Raw genomic sequence first — 16455 nt, forward strand, 5'->3', positions numbered from 1 at the left:
CGTCCCACCGTGCGATTGCACGGCTGGATATTCCACGCTCTCACGAAAATAAGTAGGGCACTGTCTAGTTAAGCACGGCTTCAGCTGGCGTTCGTCCGTCAAGTGATTGGTGCGGTCTCTGGCGGTTGTAGTAGTGCATGAACTGTTCAAACCATTCGCGTGCGCTCGCCCGACTGCCGACCCACGAGTTGTGGAAACGGTCGATACGCATTTTGAGGGTGTGAAACCACTTTTCGATGAGGTTTCGGTCTGTATAGTCAACCCGACCGTTGAGTCCTAAGCGAGAGAGGGCAGTCCGATAGCCGAACTGGTCAACGAGAAACACAGCGTCTGAGAGGTCGTGTTTCTCACGGAGTCCGTGAATGAACGCAGCCGCTGGATCGGTACCGTGCCGTCCGAACAGCTCCACGTCAAGGATCAACTTTGTATCGAGGTCTATTGCAGCGTACAGCCAAGACCATTCGCCGTTAATCTTGATAGCGGTCTCGTCAACCGCGACCCGCGACGGCTGCGCTGTCGGCGGGTCGCCGACGTTATCAGCGACTCGGTGAACCCACTGGCAAATTGCTTGATGTGAACGTTCAACGCCGAATAATCGGAGAATTTCTTTCGTTTCTCGAAGCGAACAGCCGGTCGCGTGGAGCCGGACGGCGAACGCCCTGACGGGCGTCGCCGTCCGCTCTCGCTCCCAACATTCAAGATTCGCTGTGTTCAACGTCTCTTTGAGCAGTTCTTGGTCGAGCATAAACACCGAAACCAACGAACTGCTCACTTCTCAAACTGGCTTAACTAGACAATGCCATAAGTAGTATTATGTAAGCCTGACAGCATACGTTATGTATGGCGATAGAGGTCGTGGACAGGACCGTCGTTGCTTCCATTCAGAACCAGCAACAAGTCCAACCTGACCTCGACGCGCTCGGATTCGCCGCCAGCAAACTCTGGAACGTCGGTCGCTGGACCTGCGACCGCGTTTGGAACGAAACTGGCCACATCCCCGAAGAAGACGACTTGAAATCCTACCTGAAAGCCCACGAACGCTACGCCGACTTGCACTCGCAATCGAGTCAGCGCGTTCTCGAAGAACTCGCTGAAGCGTTCGACGGCTGGACCAGCAAACGCCAAAACGGGGACTCGAAAGCGAACCCGCCCGGCTACCGCAAACACAACGACGACCACCCGCGTTCGACGGTCACGTTCAAACAGAAAGGCTTCAAAGTCGATACCAAGTTCGGCAGGGTCCGCCTCTCCAAAGGCCGAAACCTGAAAGAACACTACTCCGACTTCATCCTCTGCGACATCAAGACACGACCAGACGTGGACTTAGAAGACGTACAAAGCGTCCAACAAGTCCGCGCCGTCTGGAACACGGTGAGGAACGAGTGGAAACTCCACCTCGTCTGCAAAATCGAGGTTGAAGTCCCCGAATCGCCCGGCGAGAAAACCGTGGGGATTGACCTCGGCGTGAACAACTTCGCCGCACTCGCCTACGAGGACGGCTTCGCGGAGTTGTACCCGTTGGACTGCTTGAAACAGGACGATTACTATTACAGCAAGCATATCGCTCGCTGTGACGACTCATCCTCTGAACGGGCCACGCGATTGAACGAGAAGAAAGCCAATCGTCGTACCCATTACTTCCACGCGCTCTCCAAACATATTGTCGAACGATGTGTCGAAGAGGACGTTGGAACGATTGCCATCGGTGAACTTGGTGGCGTTCGTGAGGATAAGAACGGGAATGTGAAGGATTGGGGCAAGCATGGGAACCTCGACTTGCACTCGTGGGCGTTTGACCGATTCACGTCACTGCTTGAATACAAGGCTGAAGCCGAGGGCATCACGGTTGAGCGTGTTTCAGAGCGCGATACGTCGAAATCGTGTTCGGGTTGTGGTCGTTCTCGCAAAGCGAATCGTGTGGAGCGAGGACTGTACGTGTGCGATTCGTGTGAACTGGTGGCTAACGCGGACGTGAATGGAGCGGAGAACATTAGACGGAAAGTACCTCCGAGTCTCGCCTGTGATGGGGGAGATAGGAGTAACGGCTGGTTGGCACAGCCATCGACTTTCGTGTTCGATTCAGAGAGCGGTTCGTTTGAACCGCGAGAACACGAAGGCTCGTAAACCCTAATATCCCAAACCAGCGGCGCGATACCGTGGGATTCCCGCGTGTTCACGCGCGGGAGGATGTCAACGGCTCTGCCGTCCCTTTGTCTGCCGATAGTCCCGCGAGAAGACGTTCTCTTTCACGTGCTCGACGAACTCGGCTTCCTGGGCGTCGGTCTGCTCGGCGGGCGGGATCATCGGCACCAACTCGAACCCCCGGCCCCGCACCGTCGTCGCGTGTTCCGCGGCGGCGTCGAAGCTGTCGGGCGCGCGGGTGGTGTACTCGACGGCCAACTCCCGCAGCACTCGGTCGCCGATGGGGACGATGATCTCGGGGTTGATCATCCGGAGTTCCGCGTTCAGGAACGGCTCGCAGTTCCGGACCTCGTCGTCGCTGGCCGTCCGCTCTGGGTGGCGACAGCGCGAGAGATAGGTCAGGTAGGCGTTCTGAATATCCGGTTCGGAGACGTCACCAGAACTCGGAGAGTTCTGGTTGCCCGCAGAGCTTCGCTCTGCGACATCGGGCGCCGAGCGCGAGAAGCCGAGTTCGCCGAGAATTCGTTGGATGCGCTCGCCCGCCGCGTCGCCGGTGAAGGGGACGCCCGTGGCTTCGGCGCCCGCCGAGGGAGCCTCGCCGAGGAAGACGAACTCCCCGCCGGCGTCGCCGTAGCCGTGGACCACGTGCTCGCGGCAGTCAGCCAGCGCCGGGCAGTTCCGGCAGTCCTCGTCCATGCTGAACGGGTTTGCGAGGGTGTCCTGGTGGGCGTCCACGATTCGATGTGAGGTGTGGCGACCGAAAAACGGTTCGCTAATTCGGTGGCTGATTGCTCGGTGGGTGTAATATCGCGTTTGAGGCTACGGAGGACGCCGATTCAGCGACCGCGAACATCACCGCGGAGTTCCCTTGGCAAATTGGACCGCGCCGCAACCGCTGCCGGCGGTGGCGCGCGAAGCGTTCGCGTCAACGGGCGCGAACCAAGCGCGAGGGTCCCGCGAGCGGTAGCGAGTGGGGCCACGAGGGAGCTTGCTCCCTCGGAGGGTGAGCGAGGGGTAAGCCCGAGCGAGTCGGCTGGGGAGGCTGTGGCCTGTGCGGGGCAGTGCGGTCACAAGTGGTCAACGATAGTCCTGCTGTTGCTGGTAGTGTTGCCAGACGCACCCACCAAAACACCCCTCAAAACCGCTCTACTCGTCATCACGACCGCGATCCAGCCCACCCTGCGCCTTGATGTCCATGATGTGGCGCATGTTCAGGTAGATCTCGGCCGGCGACGTCTCCTCGCCCTCCTTGTACAGATCCGACACCCGGTACAGGAACGCCGACACCTGCGACGCCTCCGAGGAGTCGTCGCGGGCGCGGATCTCGTCGGCGACCTCCCGGAGCACCTCCCGCTTTTCGGTGTCCTCCGGGAACGTCGACTCGGAGTCGGGCGCCATCTGCCAGTCTGGCTCGTCGCCGTCCGTTTCGCCGTTCTCACCAGCCATGCTGCTGCACGCTCTGCCGGCGGATCACGCCGACGTTGTTGGCGACGTTCTCGGTCAGCACGCGGAACGCGTCGGCGGTCTCGCCCTCCCGCAGCACGACCGGCTTCCCCTCGTCGCCGCCCTGGCGGATCGACGGGTCCAGCGGGATGCCGCCGAGGAACGGCAGGTCGTTCTCCTCGGCGAGTTCGCGGCCGCCACCCTCGCCGAAGATCTGGTGCTGGCTGCCACAGTCCGGGCAGTGGAACGAGGACATGTTCTCGGCGATGCCGAGCACCGGCGTCTCGTGCTTGCCGAACATCCGCAGCCCCTTCCGCGCGTCGTCGACGGCGACGCCCTGCGGCGTCGTGACGACGACGGAGCCAGTCAGCGGCAGCGTCTGGAGGATGGTCAGCTGCGTGTCACCCGTGCCCGGCGGCAGGTCGAGCACCATGTAGTCCAGTTCGCCCCACTCCACGTCCTCGACCAGTTGGGTCAGGAGCTTATGCACCATCGGGCCACGCCAGATGACGGGGTCGTCCTCGCCGGAGAGGAACGCCATCGACATCAGCTTCACACCGAACTTCTCGGGCGGGATGATGGTGTCCGAGTCCGTGGCACGGGGCGCCTCGTCGGCGTCGAGCATCCGGGGGACGTTCGGGCCGTAGACGTCGGCGTCGAACAGGCCCACGTTGGCGCCGAGTTTCGAGAGGCCGGCGGCGATGTTGACCGCCATCGTCGACTTGCCGACCCCACCTTTCCCGGAGGCGACGGCGATGATGTTCTTCACGCCCGGGAGCACCTGATCCTCCTCGGCAGTGTCGTCCGGGATGTTCGCCGAGAGTTCGACCTCGAGGCCGGCGTCCTGAAGCGTCTCCCGGACCTCGGCGGCGATGGCCGACTCGTGGGGGGCGTACGGCGCACCCAGCGCGAGCGATATCTTCGCGGTTCCCTCTTCGACCTCGATGGCGTTGACGAGTCCCAGCGAGACGAGGTCGTCGCCCAGCGCCGGGTCCTCGACCTCCGCGAGCAGGTCGCGTACGGCGGCTTCGTCCATAGCTGAGGGAGGTGCGGTCCGCTAATGAGGGTTTTGAAGCCGGCTCCCCGAACCGAACCGCGTCTGGAACGATTTCGTACCCATCGACGCCGCCACCGCGAGCGAGATGTAACCATAAGCAGTCACATTTTCGATGCCAGCACCCGGAGGCTTAAGCCCATCCGGGCGCTTCCTCTAGCAATGCCGCTCTCGGACGAGTTCGGTCGTGAGGTCACGGGGGTCCGTGTGTCACTCACCGACCGGTGTAACTTCGACTGTGTCTACTGTCACAACGAGGGGCTGGGCGACACGCGCGGACCGATGGAGCCGGGCGACGACGAGATGGACACCGACGACGTGGTTCGCTTTCTCGAAGTCGTCGCGGAGTACGGCGTCGACTCGGTGAAACTCACCGGCGGCGAACCGATGCTCCGACAGGACTTAGAGGAGATCATCCGGCGCACGCCAGACTCGATGGAGGTCTCCATGACCACCAACGGCACGTTCCTCCCCGGGCGCGCCGAGGACCTGAAAGAGGCGGGCCTCGACCGCGTGAACGTCTCCCAGGACGCGCTCGACCCCGACGAGTTCGCCGAGATCACGAAGTCCGGCGCCTACGACAAGGTGATGGAGGGCGTCCAGGCCGCCGTCGACGCCGACCTCGCACCCGTGAAGCTGAACATGGTCGTGTTCGAACACACCGCGGGCTTCGTCGAGGGGATGGTCGAACACGTCGCCGAGAACGAGGGGCTCCAGCTCCAGCTCATCGAGTACATGCCCGAACTCACGGGCCGGCCGGAGTGGAACATCGACATCCAGCGCGTCCACGACTGGCTCGCGGACATCGCCGAGCACGTCGAACACCGCGAGATGCACGACCGCAAGCGCTACTTCGTCAACCCCGAGACCGCCGACTCCGTGGCGGCCGCGCCCGAGCCGTCCGACCTCGACGGCTTTCAGGGCGGGATGGTCGAAATCGTCGACCCAGTCGAGAACGCGAACTTCTGTGCCAACTGCGGCCGGGTCCGGGTGACCCACGAGGGCTACCTCAAGGGCTGTCTCAACCGCAACGACGACCTGCAGTCGATGGGCGAGATGAGCCGCGAGGAGATCCGCGAGGCGTTCGAGCAGGTCGTCGCCGAACGGGTCCCCTACTACGGCGAGTATCTCGTGGAGAACGACCGCGGCGAGTACGAGATCAACGAGAAGTACATCTCGACCGGCGCCGCGGACTGAGCCGACCGTTAGCTAGTTTTCGGAACCGTCGTCGGCTCCCTCCGCGATCTCTGCTGCCACGTCTTGGACGTACTGCTTGTGTGCTGCCGAGGTCTGGACGTTCTGTGCGGATTCGAGTTGGTCGTTAACGACGGCGTTCTGCTGGGGCCCCCATTTCTCCGGTGGTTCGGACTTGATGTACGCCACCCATCGCTTAACCGCCCCAATGCGCTGCTCTCGGTTCCGCTCGTGTTTCTCGCGCAGGTCGTCAGGCTCGTTTGAGTCGGTCATACTCGCTCTCGACGCCGAGTCGGCGTACCCACTCTTCGAGCCGTGCGACACTAAGGCTTTGCTCGAAAAGGGTGTACAGATGGACCGCGTCTTCGAGGTCTTTCTGGGCTCCCAAGTAGAGCTTGTAGGCAATCTGGAGTTCCAACGGGCCGATGGGGATGCTGTGACCGCCAATCTTCGCGGTAATCGCGTTTGCGAGGGACGCACGGTCGAACTCGTCGCCCACGAACTTCACTTCGAGATGCGGCGTGACCTGATCCTGTGGCGCCACCCAGAGATTATCGCCGTGTGAGAGCATTTCGTACATCGACGAAAGCGGCATAGCTGCACCCCAGAACCTCTCCTCGTCGAGTCTGGTAGCGAGTCGCTCGATTCTCGTCTCGTCGGTTTTCTCGATGAGGACAACGACGTCCTCGGTCGAGCGAGCACGTCCTGCAAGAATCGAGACGTATCCAGCGACGTACACGTGTTCGATATCGAACTCGTACAGGATCTCGGAGAACTCCATCGCCAGTTCGTCGAGGTGGTTCGGCTCGCGGTCAACGAGTAGCGTGCCCCCTCGAAGCTCGATCCCGCCCATATACGCCTCTCGGTTGTCGGGTGGATAAATCGGTCGGGCGACAGTCTGAGAGGGTTCAACGTATCGAGACGAGAGGCTGGCCGATATCCTACCAACCCGGAACCAGCTCCCCGTAGCGCTCGGCCAGCGTCGACGCCAGCCGGCGCTCCACCGGCGTGAACCCCAGCACTCGGAGCGTCGCCGCGAACGCCGCCAGCCCCAGCACCGTCCCGACGACGGCGCCGACGACACCCGGCGCAAGCGCGCGGGCCATGAGCGCGACGGCTGCGAACGGCACCGCCGCGATGACCGGGAAGCTGTGCCGTTTCGTGAACGGCTGGAGGCCCTCCAGGTGGTAGAGTACTGCCACCTCGACGCCGTTGTTCAGCGTGAGCATCAGCAGGTAGCTCCAGACGACGCCCACGAGGCCGAACTCGATGGTGAGCGGGATGGCGACCACCGCCAACACGGCCGTAATCGCGACGTTCGTGACCAGCAGCGCCTGCTGGTGGTCGGTCATGCGCAGCAGGATCCCCACGCTCCCGGCCGCGCAGGCAGCGATCTGGGCGAACACGAACAGCACCAGCAGCGGCGCGTACGCGGTGAACGTCGGGCCGAACGCCGCCATCACCGTCTGACGGTAGATCACCACCGGGACCGCGGCGGCGACGACGCCGACGAGCACGAGGCGGCTGGTGACGTGGTAGAGCCGCGAGAGCGCCGCCTCGTGGCCCTGCTCGTTGAGCGCGGCCGCGACCGGGGGGATGAACTGATTGATCGCCATGAGGGGGAGCCGGACGAGCTGTGAAACCAGTACGCCGACGGAGAACACGCCGCCCGCGACGCCCGTGAGGAGCACGGCGATCAGGGGGTAGAACCCCAGTCGCTGGGTCGTGGTGGCGATTCCCCCGAAAAAGAGCGGGATCGTGTAGTCGAGATAGCGACGGCGCAGTGCGGCGAGGCCGGGGCCCCTGAGTCGGGGGCGGAACCCGCGCGCTCGGACGATCCAGACTGCGGCGCCGACGCCGGTGAGCCCCATCACCGCCAGCACGCCGCCGGCGACGAAGGCGATGTCGCCGACGACGAACGCGCCGACGACGCCGACGAGTAACTGGGCCGCGGGGTAGAGCAGCCGGAGCGTGAGGTTCAGCGGCGCGACTTCCTCGATCCCCCGCAGGACTTCAGTGACCGTAAAGAGCCAGACGCTCGCGGGCATCCCCAGCGCGAACACGCGGAGCAGCAGTTCGAACTGCTGGCTCTGGCCGGCCATCGAGGTGGCCCGCGGCGCCACGAGAAACAGGCCCGTCCCGAAGACCGCAGAGACCCCGAGCAACAGCAACGCGGCGAACGTCGCCAGCGCGTTGCGCTCCTCCTGATCGGCGGTCGGGAGGAAGCGACTCAGGCCGTTGCGAAAGCCCAGCACGATCCGCGAGAGGAAGCGCTGGCTGCGGCGCGCGAGCGCGAACAGGCCGTACGGCGCCGCGCCGAGGCCGTTCGTGAGCGCGGCGGTGAACGCAACCGTGAGGCCGCGCTGGAGGAGGATGCTCGGCACGGAGACGGCGGCGCCGTGGGCGACTCGCTCCAGCGCATCGTCGAGTCGACGAGTCACGTCGTCGACGGCTTCGTCCTCGGGTGACTCGTCGGAAGGCACGCCGCCGGCTACTGGAAACGCCCGAATAAGCCCGGCGGTCCGTCGCGGATCGTTTCGGCTGCGTGTCAGTCCAGCGTTCGGTCAGTCCAGCGTTCGGTCAGTCCAGCGTTCGGTCCACGAGCCGCCCCGCGAGCCCCGTGTAGTCGGTCGGATCGGTGAGTCGGTCGATTTCGGCGTCAGAGAGGTGCTCGATTACGCGTTCGTCGGCCCTGAGCAGCGCCGCGAACGACTCCTCGCCCTGCATCGCCGCGGTCGCGATCTCGTGGACGATATGGTGAGCATCTGCCTTCCCGACGCGTTCGGCCAGCGCCATCGCGACCGCCTCGGAGGCGACGAGGCCGCCGTGGTGCCGGAGGTTCCGTTCGGCGGCGTCGGCGTCGGTATCCAAGCCTTCGACGACCTCGCGGCCGTTCCGCACGAGGCGGCCGAACGCCATGCAGGCCTCCGGGACGACGGCGAACTCCGGGAGCCACGTCGCGTAGTCGCGCTCGTCGTAGCCGGCCTGCAGGCCCGTCATCTCGTGGGCGGCACGCCGGACGCGGCCCGCGAGGCCGACCGCGGCTTGGGAGCGCACGGGGTTGCGCTTGTGGGGCATCGTGCTGCTACCGACGGCGCCCTCCGGGATCGGCTCTCGGAGTTCGCCGACCTCGGAACGGTTCCGGAGGAGGACGTTCCGAGCGATGCGGGCGAGCGTCCCCGCGGCCGTCGCGAGCGCGTTCGTGACCTCGGTGATCCGGTCGCGGGCAGCGAACCACGCCACGTCCGGCACCGAGAGATCGAGGCGGTCGGCGAGGTTCTGCTGGACTGCGAGGCCATCGCCGCCGAGCGAGGCGAGGGTCCCGGTGGCGCCGAAACACTCGACGACCGAGACCTGCTCCCGGACGGCGTCGAGGCGGGCGATCCGGCGGTCGATCTCGTCGACCCAGGAGGCGAACTGGAGGCCCATCGTCACGGGTGTTGCATGGACGTGGTGCGTGCGCCCGACCGCGGGCGTGTCGCGGTGCTCGCGCGCGAGGGCGGCCGCGGCGTCGCGGATTCCGAGCAGGTCATCGAGGAACAGGTCGATGGCCTCGCGGAGTTGGAGGACCAGCGCGGTGTCGGAGATGTCCTGCGTGGTCGCCCCCCAGTGGACGTAGCGCGCGGCGTCGTCGGGCAGCGTCTCGCGCCACGCGTCGAGGATCACGACGCTGAAAATCTTTCCCGGGCCGGTGTGGGCCGCGAGGTCGTCGTCGGTCAGATCGGCGTCGAATCCGTCGGCGATGGTCTCGGCGGCGTCGGCCGGGATCACTCCTGCCTCGGCCTGTGCGAGCGCGAGTTCGGCCTCGACGCGGAGGAATCGCTCGACGAAGCCGGACTGGGAGAAGATGTCACGGGTCTCAGGCGTGGCGAACGCGTCGCCGAACAGCGCGCCGTCGAGATGGGTGGGCATGGGCGTCGACTCCCGGGCGAGCGGCGTAAATCCACCCCTGCCGGCCAGGGTGCGTGGTGAAGGCCGCGACCGCCGGCCGATCAGGGCATCGACGCCCCGTCGGCGGGTCGGCCCGCCGCCGTCGTCGGTGTTGGTCCCTCCCACACCCTCCCCCGTTCCGTGATGTTTAAGTAGATAGTCCGGAAAGCGAAGGGTGTAGTGAACTGTAGGGGCGCCGGGTCCCGAGTCCGACGACGGGCGACGATACCAGCACGCGGGTTGCGGTAGCCTAGCCTGGCCCAAGGCGCAGGGTTGCTAACTCTGTGGCGCACAGCCTCCGGGGTTCAAATCCCCGCCGCAACGCTCGCACCGACAACAACCAGATATGAGTGCAGAAGAACCAGCGGACGGCGAGACGGAGGATGAGGACCTCCAGTACTTCGTCCGGATCGGGCAGACCGACCTGGATGGTACTAAATCCGTCGAGCGGTCCCTCAGTGAACTCAAAGGAATCGGCAAGCGCATGGCGCGCATCGTCGCCGACAAGGCCGAAGTCAATCGGCAGGCGACGTTCGGGCGCCTCGACGACGACGAGATCGACAGCGTCGTCGAGGTCGTCGAGAGCCTCGATGAGTACGTTCCCACGTGGATGGCCAACCGGCAGAAGGACTTCTTCTCCGGCGAGACCACCCACGAGACCGGGAGCGACCTCGAGGAATCCCGGCGCCATGACATCAACCGAATGCAGATGATTAGCTCCTACAAGGGCATCCGCCACGAGCGCGGCAAGAAGGTCCGCGGCCAGCGGACCAAGTCCACGGGTCGAACCGAGGGGACCATCGGGGTCAACATCGAGGAGATCCGCGAGGAGATGGAAGAAGAAGGCGGTGAGGAAGAATGACGACCGGAAACGCAACCAAACGCTACGAGACCCCGAACCACCCGTTCCAGGGCGAGCGCATCGCCGAGGAGTCCGGGCTGGTCGACCGCTACGGCCTCGAGAGCAAGGAAGAGCTCTGGCGCGCACAGTCGCGTCTGCGCGACTTCCGCCGTGAGGCTCGACGCCTGCTCGGCGCCGCACAGGGCGACGTCGAGGAAGCGAACGAGCAGGGCGCGGAGTTCGTCGCCCGTCTCAAGAAGATCGGCATTCTCAACGAGGCAGACGACATCTCCGAGGTGTTGACCCTCGACGAGACCGACGTGCTCGAGCGTCGTATCCAGACTGTCGTCTACCGAAAGGGGCTGGCGTCGACGCCCCAGCAGGCCCGTCAGTTCCTCGTCCACGGCCACGTCACCGTCGACGGTGCCCGCGTTACGGCACCCTCGAAGTTCGTGACCGTCGCCGAGGAGGACAGCATCGAGTTCGACGAGAACTCCGTGCTGGCTGACGAACTCCACCCCGCACGCGCGGAGGAACAAGAATGAGCGAGAGCGAGACCACAGCAGACGGCGAGAAGTGGGGCATCGCACACGTGTTCGCGTCGTTCAACAACACGCTGATCACCGTGACGGACGCGACGGGCGCAGAAACCGTCGCCAAGTCCTCCGGTGGGAAGGTCGTGAAGCAGAACCGCGACGAGGCGTCGCCGTACGCGGCCATGCAGATGGCCGAAGCGGTCGTCGACGACGTGAAGGCCGCCGGCATCGGCGGCGTCCACGTTCGCGTTCGCGGTCCTGGCGGCAATGACACGAAGTCCCCCGGTCCGGGCGCGCAGGCGACGATTCGCGCGCTCGCCCGGGCAGGGCTGGAGATCGGCCGTATCGAGGACGTCACTCCGCTCCCGCACGACGGGACGCGCGCACCCAAGAAGAACCGACTGTAACACATGGCAGACGAATTCGACGTCGAGTTCATCCAGGGCGACGATCGCGAGGCGCGGATCCTCGTGCGTGGGCTGACCCCGGCATTCGCCAACGGGCTTCGCCGGGCGATGGTCGCGGACGTGCCGACGCTCTCGATCGACACCGTCCGGATGGTCGAGAACTCCTCGGTGATGTTCGACGAGATGATCGGGCTCCGACTCGGGCTTGTCCCGCTGGCGACGCCCGACGACTTCGAGTACGGTGACACCGTCACCCTCGCGCTCGACGTCGAGGGACCCGGCACGGCGTACTCCGGGGACATCGAGTCCTCGGACCCTGACGTGCAGCCGGCCGACGAGAACATCCCAATCATCGAACTCAAGGAGAACCCCGGCGGCGAGAACCAGCGCATCGAGCTGGAAGCCGACGCGGTGCTCGACGACGCCAAGAGCCACGCCAAGCAGTCCGGCGGCGTGGCAGTCGGCTACCGCCACCTGCAGAAGGTGTCGGTCGTCGGCGACCGTGGCGAGTTCGACGACGAGGAGACCAACATCCTCCGCGGGGTCATCGAGACCGAGGAGGGTGAGCTGGTCCACACCGACGAGTTCGACAACGACCTGACCGAGCGCTACCCCGGCAAGGAACTCGAAGTCGAGGACGTTCCCGGGGCGTTCGTCTTCCACGTGGAGACGGACGGCTCCATGACGGTCGAGGAACTGGTGCTCCGCGGGATCGACTCCATCGAGGAGCGCGCGGACGAACTACAAGAGAAAGTCGCAGTCTGATGACCCGACACCCACGACACCCCGACGCCAGCCCCCGAACCGGGAGCCCCGGCGCCGACAGTTCGTGGGGGCGGACCGAAACCGCTTTCAAGGGACATCCAGTAACTGAGAGTGCAGGCAGGGATAGCCAAGTCAGGCCAACGGCGCAGCGTTCAGGGCGCTGTCCTGTAGAGGTCCGCAGGTTCAAATCCTGCTCCCTGCATTTCTCGGCTCGACCGAACGGGAGAGCCGTGGCAATGCACGGGGACGGATTCGAACCCTGTGAGACCGAGCGTAGCGAGGTCTCGCTCCGGTTCAAATCCTGCTCCCTGCATTCTCAGTTTTCCGGAGGCAACTCCACGCTAGAGGTTAATCCATGAGTAGCAACAAGACGAACCCGAGACTAGGGAGCCTCATCGCTGAGCTCAAGTCGGTCTCGCGTGACGTCGGCGCCAACGTGTGGGCCGACGTAGCAGAGCGGCTCGAGAAGCCGCGTCGCACGCACGCCGAGGTCAACCTGGGCCGCATCGAGCGCTATGCGCAGGAAGACGAGACCGTCATCGTGCCGGGCAAAGTGCTCGGCAGCGGTGTGCTCCAGAAGGACGTCACCGTCGCCGCCGTCAGCTTCTCCGGGACCGCCCGGAAGAAGATCGATCAGGTCGGCGAGGCGGTGCAGCTCGAACAGATACTCGAAGACAACCCCGAAGGTAGCAACGTGCGGGTGATCCGATGAGCGTCGCCGAGTGGGAGGCCGACGTCGTCGTCGATGCCCGTGACTGCATCATGGGACGTGTCGCCAGCGAGGTCGCACAGCGCGCCCTCGACGGCAACCGCGTCGCCATCATCAACGCCGAGGAGGCCGTCATCACAGGCAACGAGGACGCCACGATGGAGACCTACCGCACCCGCGTGAACCTCGGCTCGGACTCGGGGCCCTACTACCCCAAGCGTCCGGACCGCATCTTCAAGCGGGCCGTGCGCGGGATGCTGCCGTACAAGCAGGACCGTGGCCGCGAGGCCTTCGAGAGCGTGCGCGTCTACGTGGGCAACCCCCACGACCGCGACGGTGAGGTGCTCGAGGGTACCTCGCTGAACCGACTCTCGAACATCAAGTTCACCTCGCTCGGTGAGATCTCCGAGAACCTCGGCGCCAACAAGACATGGTAACGAACACGTCCGGTAAGAAGAAGACGGCCGTCGCCCGCGCCACCGTGAGCGAGGGCGAGGGTCGCGTTCGCATCAACTCCCAGCCCGTCGAGCTGGTCGAACCCGAACTCTCGCAGCTGAAGATGCTGGAGCCGTTCCGCATCGCCGGCGACGACCTCCGCACGCAGGTCGACATCGACGTGTCGATCTCCGGCGGCGGCTTCGCCGGGCAGGCTGACGCCGCCCGCACCGCCATCGCGCGTGGGCTGGTCCAGCACCTGCAGGACGCCGAACTCCGCGACGCCTACATGGAGTTCGACCGCTCGCTGCTGGTCAACGACTCCCGGCAGTCCGAGCCGAAGAAGTGGGGCGGGCCCGGTGCGCGTGCCCGTTACCAGAAGTCCTACCGCTGAGGTGATCCACCCATGATGATACCAGTCCGGTGTTTCACGTGCGGCAACGTCATCGGTGAACACTGGGAAGAGTTCAAAGAGCGCGGTCGCGAAGGCGACGAGGACCCCGCAAAGGTCCTCGACGAGCTGGGCGTCGACCGGCACTGCTGCCGGCGCATGATGGTCAGCCACCGCGACCTCGTCGACGTGGTCTCACCCTACCAATGAGCACCGAGTTCAACCGGTACGAGAAGGCCCGCATCATCGGCGCCCGAGCGCTGCAGCTATCGTACGGCGCTCCGGTGCTGGTGGAGACAGGACGAACCGAGCCGTACCTCATCGCCGCTGAGGAGTACGACGCCGGTGTCCTGCCCTTCACCGTCCGACGGGAGGGCAAATGACGCGTATCAGCGGCGTCTCGCTCCGGCGCGTGCTCGACTCCCGTGGCAACCCCACGGTCGAGGCCGACGTGCTCACGGTGTCTGGCGGCTTCGGCCGCGCGACGGCTCCCTCGGGAGCCAGCACCGGCGAGCACGAGGCAATCGAGCTCCCGCCGAACGAGGCCATCGCCGCGGCCCGCAAGCACGCGGTCCCCCGTCTCGTGGAGACGGTCCACGCGGGGAACCAGCGTGAGGTCGACGCCGCGCTGCGTGGCGCCGACGGCACCGAGGAGTTCTCGGAGATCGGCGCCAACAGCGCGGTCGCCATCTCGATGGCGGCCGCGAAGGCCGGCGCCGACGTGCTCGGGGCGCCGCTGTACCAGCATCTCGGCGGCGCGTTCCGGGGCGACCAGTTCCCGGTGCCGCTGGGTAACGTCGTGGGCGGCGGCGAGCACGCCGCCGACGCGACCCACATTCAGGAGTTCCTCGCCGCCCCTGTCGGGGCGCCCTCCGTCGCGGAGGCCGCCTTCGCCAACGCCGCGGTCCACGAGACCGTCGGCGACCTGCTCACCGAGCGCGGCATCCCCGCCGCCAAAGGTGACGAGGGTGCGTGGGCGCCCGCAATCGACGACTCGGAAGCGTTCGAGATCGTCGCGGCGGCCTGTGACCAGGTCGCCGAGGAGGTCGGGTTCGACATCAGCTTCGGCCTCGACATCGCCGCCTCGGAGCTCTGGGACGGCGACGCCTACCAGTACGGCGAGACCAGCCGGAGTCCCGAGGAGCAGATCGACTACGTGGCTGAGTTGGTCCACGAGTACGATCTGGCCTACGTCGAGGACCCGCTGGAGGAGAACGACTACGAGGGCTTCGCGGCACTCACCGAGCGAGTGGGTAGCGAGGCGCTCATCTGCGGTGACGATCTGTTCGTCACCAACACCGAGCGCCTCCAGCAGGGCATCGAGCAGGGGGCTGGCAACAGCATCCTGATCAAGCCCAACCAGATCGGGACGCTCTCGCTGGCGGTCGACGCCATCGAGACCGCGACCCGCAACGGGTTCACGCCCGTGATCTCCCACCGCTCGGGAGAGACCGAGGACACGACCATCGCACACCTCGCCGTGGCGACGGGCGCCCCGTTCATCAAGACGGGCACCGTCGGTGGCGAGCGAACCGCCAAACTCAACGAACTCATCCGCATCGCGGAGGACGCTGTATGAGCGAAAGCGAGAACGACGAGACAGAACCCGCCGAGGAGGACGTGACCGACGAGGTCACCGAGTCCGAAGCGGCGGCAGAGACCGCCTCGGACGCCGAGGCAGAAACAGCAACGGCCGACGAGGCCGACGAGGAGTCCCGGTTCGACGAGAACGTCATGCCGGAGGGCGAGGAGGCCGACCTCCTCATTCCGGTCGAGGACTACCTCTCCGCTGGGGTCCACATCGGGACCCAGCAGAAGACCAAGGACATGGAGCGGTTCATCCACCGCGTCCGTGACGACGGTCTGTACGTGCTCGACGTGAGCCAGACCGACGGGCGCATCCGCACCGCCGCGGAGTTCCTGTCCAACTACAACCCCGAGCAGGTGCTCGTCACCTCCTCGCGGCAGTACGGCCGGTTCCCGGCCGAGAAGTTCGCGGACGCCATCGGCGCCCGCGCACGCACGGGTCGGTTCATCCCGGGCACCCTGACGAACCCGAAGTACGACGGCTACATCGAGCCGGACGTCGTGGTCGTCACCGACCCGATCGGTGACGCCCAGGCGGTGAAGGAGGCCATCACGGTCGGCATCCCCGTCATCGCCATGTGTGACTCGAACAACGCCGTCTCGAACGTCGACCTGGTCATCCCGACCAACAACAAGGGTCGACGCGCGCTGTCGGTCGTCTACTGGCTGCTGGCCAACGAGACGCTCGACCGACGCGGCGCGGAGCCCGGCTACGCCCTCGAAGACTTCGAGGCCGGGCTCTAGACCCGCTGTACCCCTTCTGCAACTGTTTCGCCAACCGCGTAGCGACAGCGCTCGCTTTCGAGATAGCTACGAACAGTTTGAAAGACGGATGGGAATGCCGGCCGAGGGGGGCTCGACCGGCGGTAGTGGGGCCGTCGAGCGCGTTGGGGGAGGTAGCGCTCGGCGACGACGCGACGGGGATGTCGCGTCCGGCACGCCGTGGGGCGCGCCGCCACCGCCCTAGCCGTTCGCAATGGGGCATAAATCTCCCGCCGCATCTTTCAGCGCTGATATCGGT

At 65.3% G+C, this 16455-nt stretch carries 21 protein-coding genes and 2 tRNA genes; 15 read left to right on the top strand and 8 right to left on the bottom strand.

From position 1 onward, the window contains the following. Positions 1–64: 64 nt before the first annotated feature. Positions 65–745, bottom strand: coding sequence for an IS6 family transposase (locus J2753_RS09940; RefSeq protein WP_209491840.1), 681 nt, complete (start codon positions 743–745; stop codon positions 65–67). Positions 746–840: 95 nt separating this feature from the next. Between J2753_RS09940 and J2753_RS09945 the strand changes: the two genes are divergently transcribed. Next, the gene (locus J2753_RS09945; protein WP_209491842.1) at positions 841–2124 is read left to right on the top strand and encodes an RNA-guided endonuclease InsQ/TnpB family protein; all 1284 of its coding nucleotides are present in this window, start codon (positions 841–843) and stop codon (positions 2122–2124) included. Between the two features lie 66 nt (positions 2125–2190). Here the strand turns inward: J2753_RS09945 and J2753_RS09950 are convergent, their stop codons facing one another. The 3 genes from J2753_RS09950 to J2753_RS09960 form a co-directional block, all read right to left on the bottom strand. Next, positions 2191–2877: a uracil-DNA glycosylase gene (locus J2753_RS09950; protein ID WP_209491844.1), complete on the bottom strand. Its 687-nt coding sequence runs from the start codon at positions 2875–2877 to the stop codon at positions 2191–2193. A gap of 411 nt (positions 2878–3288) precedes the next feature. Continuing rightward, positions 3289–3588, bottom strand: coding sequence for a hypothetical protein (locus tag J2753_RS09955; RefSeq protein ID WP_209491845.1), 300 nt, complete (start codon positions 3586–3588; stop codon positions 3289–3291). Further along, positions 3578–4621: an Mrp/NBP35 family ATP-binding protein gene (locus tag J2753_RS09960; RefSeq protein WP_209491847.1), complete on the bottom strand. Its 1044-nt coding sequence runs from the start codon at positions 4619–4621 to the stop codon at positions 3578–3580. Before J2753_RS09960 ends, J2753_RS09955 begins: the two co-directional genes overlap by 11 nt. 180 nt (positions 4622–4801) lie before the next feature. Here J2753_RS09960 and moaA point away from each other — a divergent pair, with 180 nt between their 5' ends. Continuing rightward, positions 4802–5836 carry a GTP 3',8-cyclase MoaA gene (gene moaA, locus J2753_RS09965; protein ID WP_209491849.1) on the top strand — a complete coding sequence of 345 codons (1035 nt, stop codon included), beginning with the start codon at positions 4802–4804 and terminating at the stop codon, positions 5834–5836. 12 nt (positions 5837–5848) lie between these two features. On the opposite strand, the gene J2753_RS09970 is transcribed toward moaA, so the two are convergent. The 4 genes from J2753_RS09970 to J2753_RS09985 form a co-directional block, all read right to left on the bottom strand. After that, positions 5849–6106, bottom strand: coding sequence for a hypothetical protein (locus J2753_RS09970; RefSeq protein WP_209491851.1), 258 nt, complete (start codon positions 6104–6106; stop codon positions 5849–5851). Next, entirely contained in the window at positions 6084–6686 is a 603-nt protein-coding gene (locus tag J2753_RS09975) for a hypothetical protein (RefSeq protein ID WP_209491852.1), read from the bottom strand. The genes J2753_RS09970 and J2753_RS09975 overlap by 23 nt, the downstream gene beginning before the upstream one ends. An 88-nt stretch (positions 6687–6774) precedes the next feature. After that, on the bottom strand, positions 6775–8316 hold the full coding sequence (locus J2753_RS09980) for a lipopolysaccharide biosynthesis protein (RefSeq protein ID WP_209491853.1): 1542 nt from the start codon (positions 8314–8316) through the stop codon (positions 6775–6777). Positions 8317–8413: 97 nt separating this feature from the next. After that, complete coding sequence (locus tag J2753_RS09985; RefSeq protein ID WP_209491855.1) at positions 8414–9745, bottom strand: class-II fumarase/aspartase family protein; 1332 nt, start codon at positions 9743–9745, stop codon at positions 8414–8416. Positions 9746–10002: 257 nt separating this feature from the next. Here J2753_RS09985 and J2753_RS09990 point away from each other — a divergent pair. The 13 genes from J2753_RS09990 to rpsB all read left to right on the top strand — a co-directional run bounded on the left by J2753_RS09990 (position 10003) and on the right by rpsB (position 16178). Next, positions 10003–10087 (top strand) — tRNA-Ser (locus J2753_RS09990). Between the two features lie 22 nt (positions 10088–10109). Beyond that, entirely contained in the window at positions 10110–10625 is a 516-nt protein-coding gene (locus J2753_RS09995) for a 30S ribosomal protein S13 (RefSeq protein ID WP_209491857.1), read from the top strand. Beyond that, complete coding sequence (locus tag J2753_RS10000) at positions 10622–11149, top strand: 30S ribosomal protein S4 (protein ID WP_209491859.1); 528 nt, start codon at positions 10622–10624, stop codon at positions 11147–11149. Before J2753_RS09995 ends, J2753_RS10000 begins: the two co-directional genes overlap by 4 nt. Next, complete coding sequence (locus J2753_RS10005; RefSeq protein WP_209491861.1) at positions 11146–11547, top strand: 30S ribosomal protein S11; 402 nt, start codon at positions 11146–11148, stop codon at positions 11545–11547. The genes J2753_RS10000 and J2753_RS10005 overlap by 4 nt, the downstream gene beginning before the upstream one ends. A 3-nt stretch (positions 11548–11550) precedes the next feature. Next, on the top strand, positions 11551–12312 hold the full coding sequence (locus tag J2753_RS10010; protein WP_209491863.1) for a DNA-directed RNA polymerase subunit D: 762 nt from the start codon (positions 11551–11553) through the stop codon (positions 12310–12312). Between the two features lie 117 nt (positions 12313–12429). Further along, a tRNA-Leu gene (locus J2753_RS10015) sits at positions 12430–12514 on the top strand. A gap of 153 nt (positions 12515–12667) precedes the next feature. Continuing rightward, positions 12668–13024: a 50S ribosomal protein L18e gene (locus J2753_RS10020; protein WP_209491865.1), complete on the top strand. Its 357-nt coding sequence runs from the start codon at positions 12668–12670 to the stop codon at positions 13022–13024. Beyond that, positions 13021–13458: a 50S ribosomal protein L13 gene (locus J2753_RS10025; protein WP_209491867.1), complete on the top strand. Its 438-nt coding sequence runs from the start codon at positions 13021–13023 to the stop codon at positions 13456–13458. Before J2753_RS10020 ends, J2753_RS10025 begins: the two co-directional genes overlap by 4 nt. Next, complete coding sequence (locus J2753_RS10030; protein WP_209491868.1) at positions 13452–13850, top strand: 30S ribosomal protein S9; 399 nt, start codon at positions 13452–13454, stop codon at positions 13848–13850. Before J2753_RS10025 ends, J2753_RS10030 begins: the two co-directional genes overlap by 7 nt. Before the next feature lie 12 nt (positions 13851–13862). Next, positions 13863–14057, top strand: coding sequence for a DNA-directed RNA polymerase subunit N (locus tag J2753_RS10035; RefSeq protein ID WP_209491869.1), 195 nt, complete (start codon positions 13863–13865; stop codon positions 14055–14057). Beyond that, the gene (locus tag J2753_RS10040) at positions 14054–14230 is read left to right on the top strand and encodes a DNA-directed RNA polymerase subunit K (RefSeq protein ID WP_209491870.1); all 177 of its coding nucleotides are present in this window, start codon (positions 14054–14056) and stop codon (positions 14228–14230) included. The genes J2753_RS10035 and J2753_RS10040 overlap by 4 nt, the downstream gene beginning before the upstream one ends. After that, positions 14227–15426 carry a phosphopyruvate hydratase gene (eno, locus tag J2753_RS10045; RefSeq protein WP_209491871.1) on the top strand — a complete coding sequence of 400 codons (1200 nt, stop codon included), beginning with the start codon at positions 14227–14229 and terminating at the stop codon, positions 15424–15426. Before J2753_RS10040 ends, eno begins: the two co-directional genes overlap by 4 nt. Next, complete coding sequence (gene rpsB, locus J2753_RS10050; RefSeq protein WP_209491872.1) at positions 15423–16178, top strand: 30S ribosomal protein S2; 756 nt, start codon at positions 15423–15425, stop codon at positions 16176–16178. The genes eno and rpsB overlap by 4 nt, the downstream gene beginning before the upstream one ends. The last annotated feature ends 277 nt before the right edge of the window (positions 16179–16455 follow it).

It is taken from the genome of Halolamina salifodinae (genome assembly GCF_017874235.1).
In the GTDB taxonomy this organism is placed as follows: Archaea; Halobacteriota; Halobacteria; order Halobacteriales; family Haloferacaceae; genus Halolamina; species Halolamina salifodinae.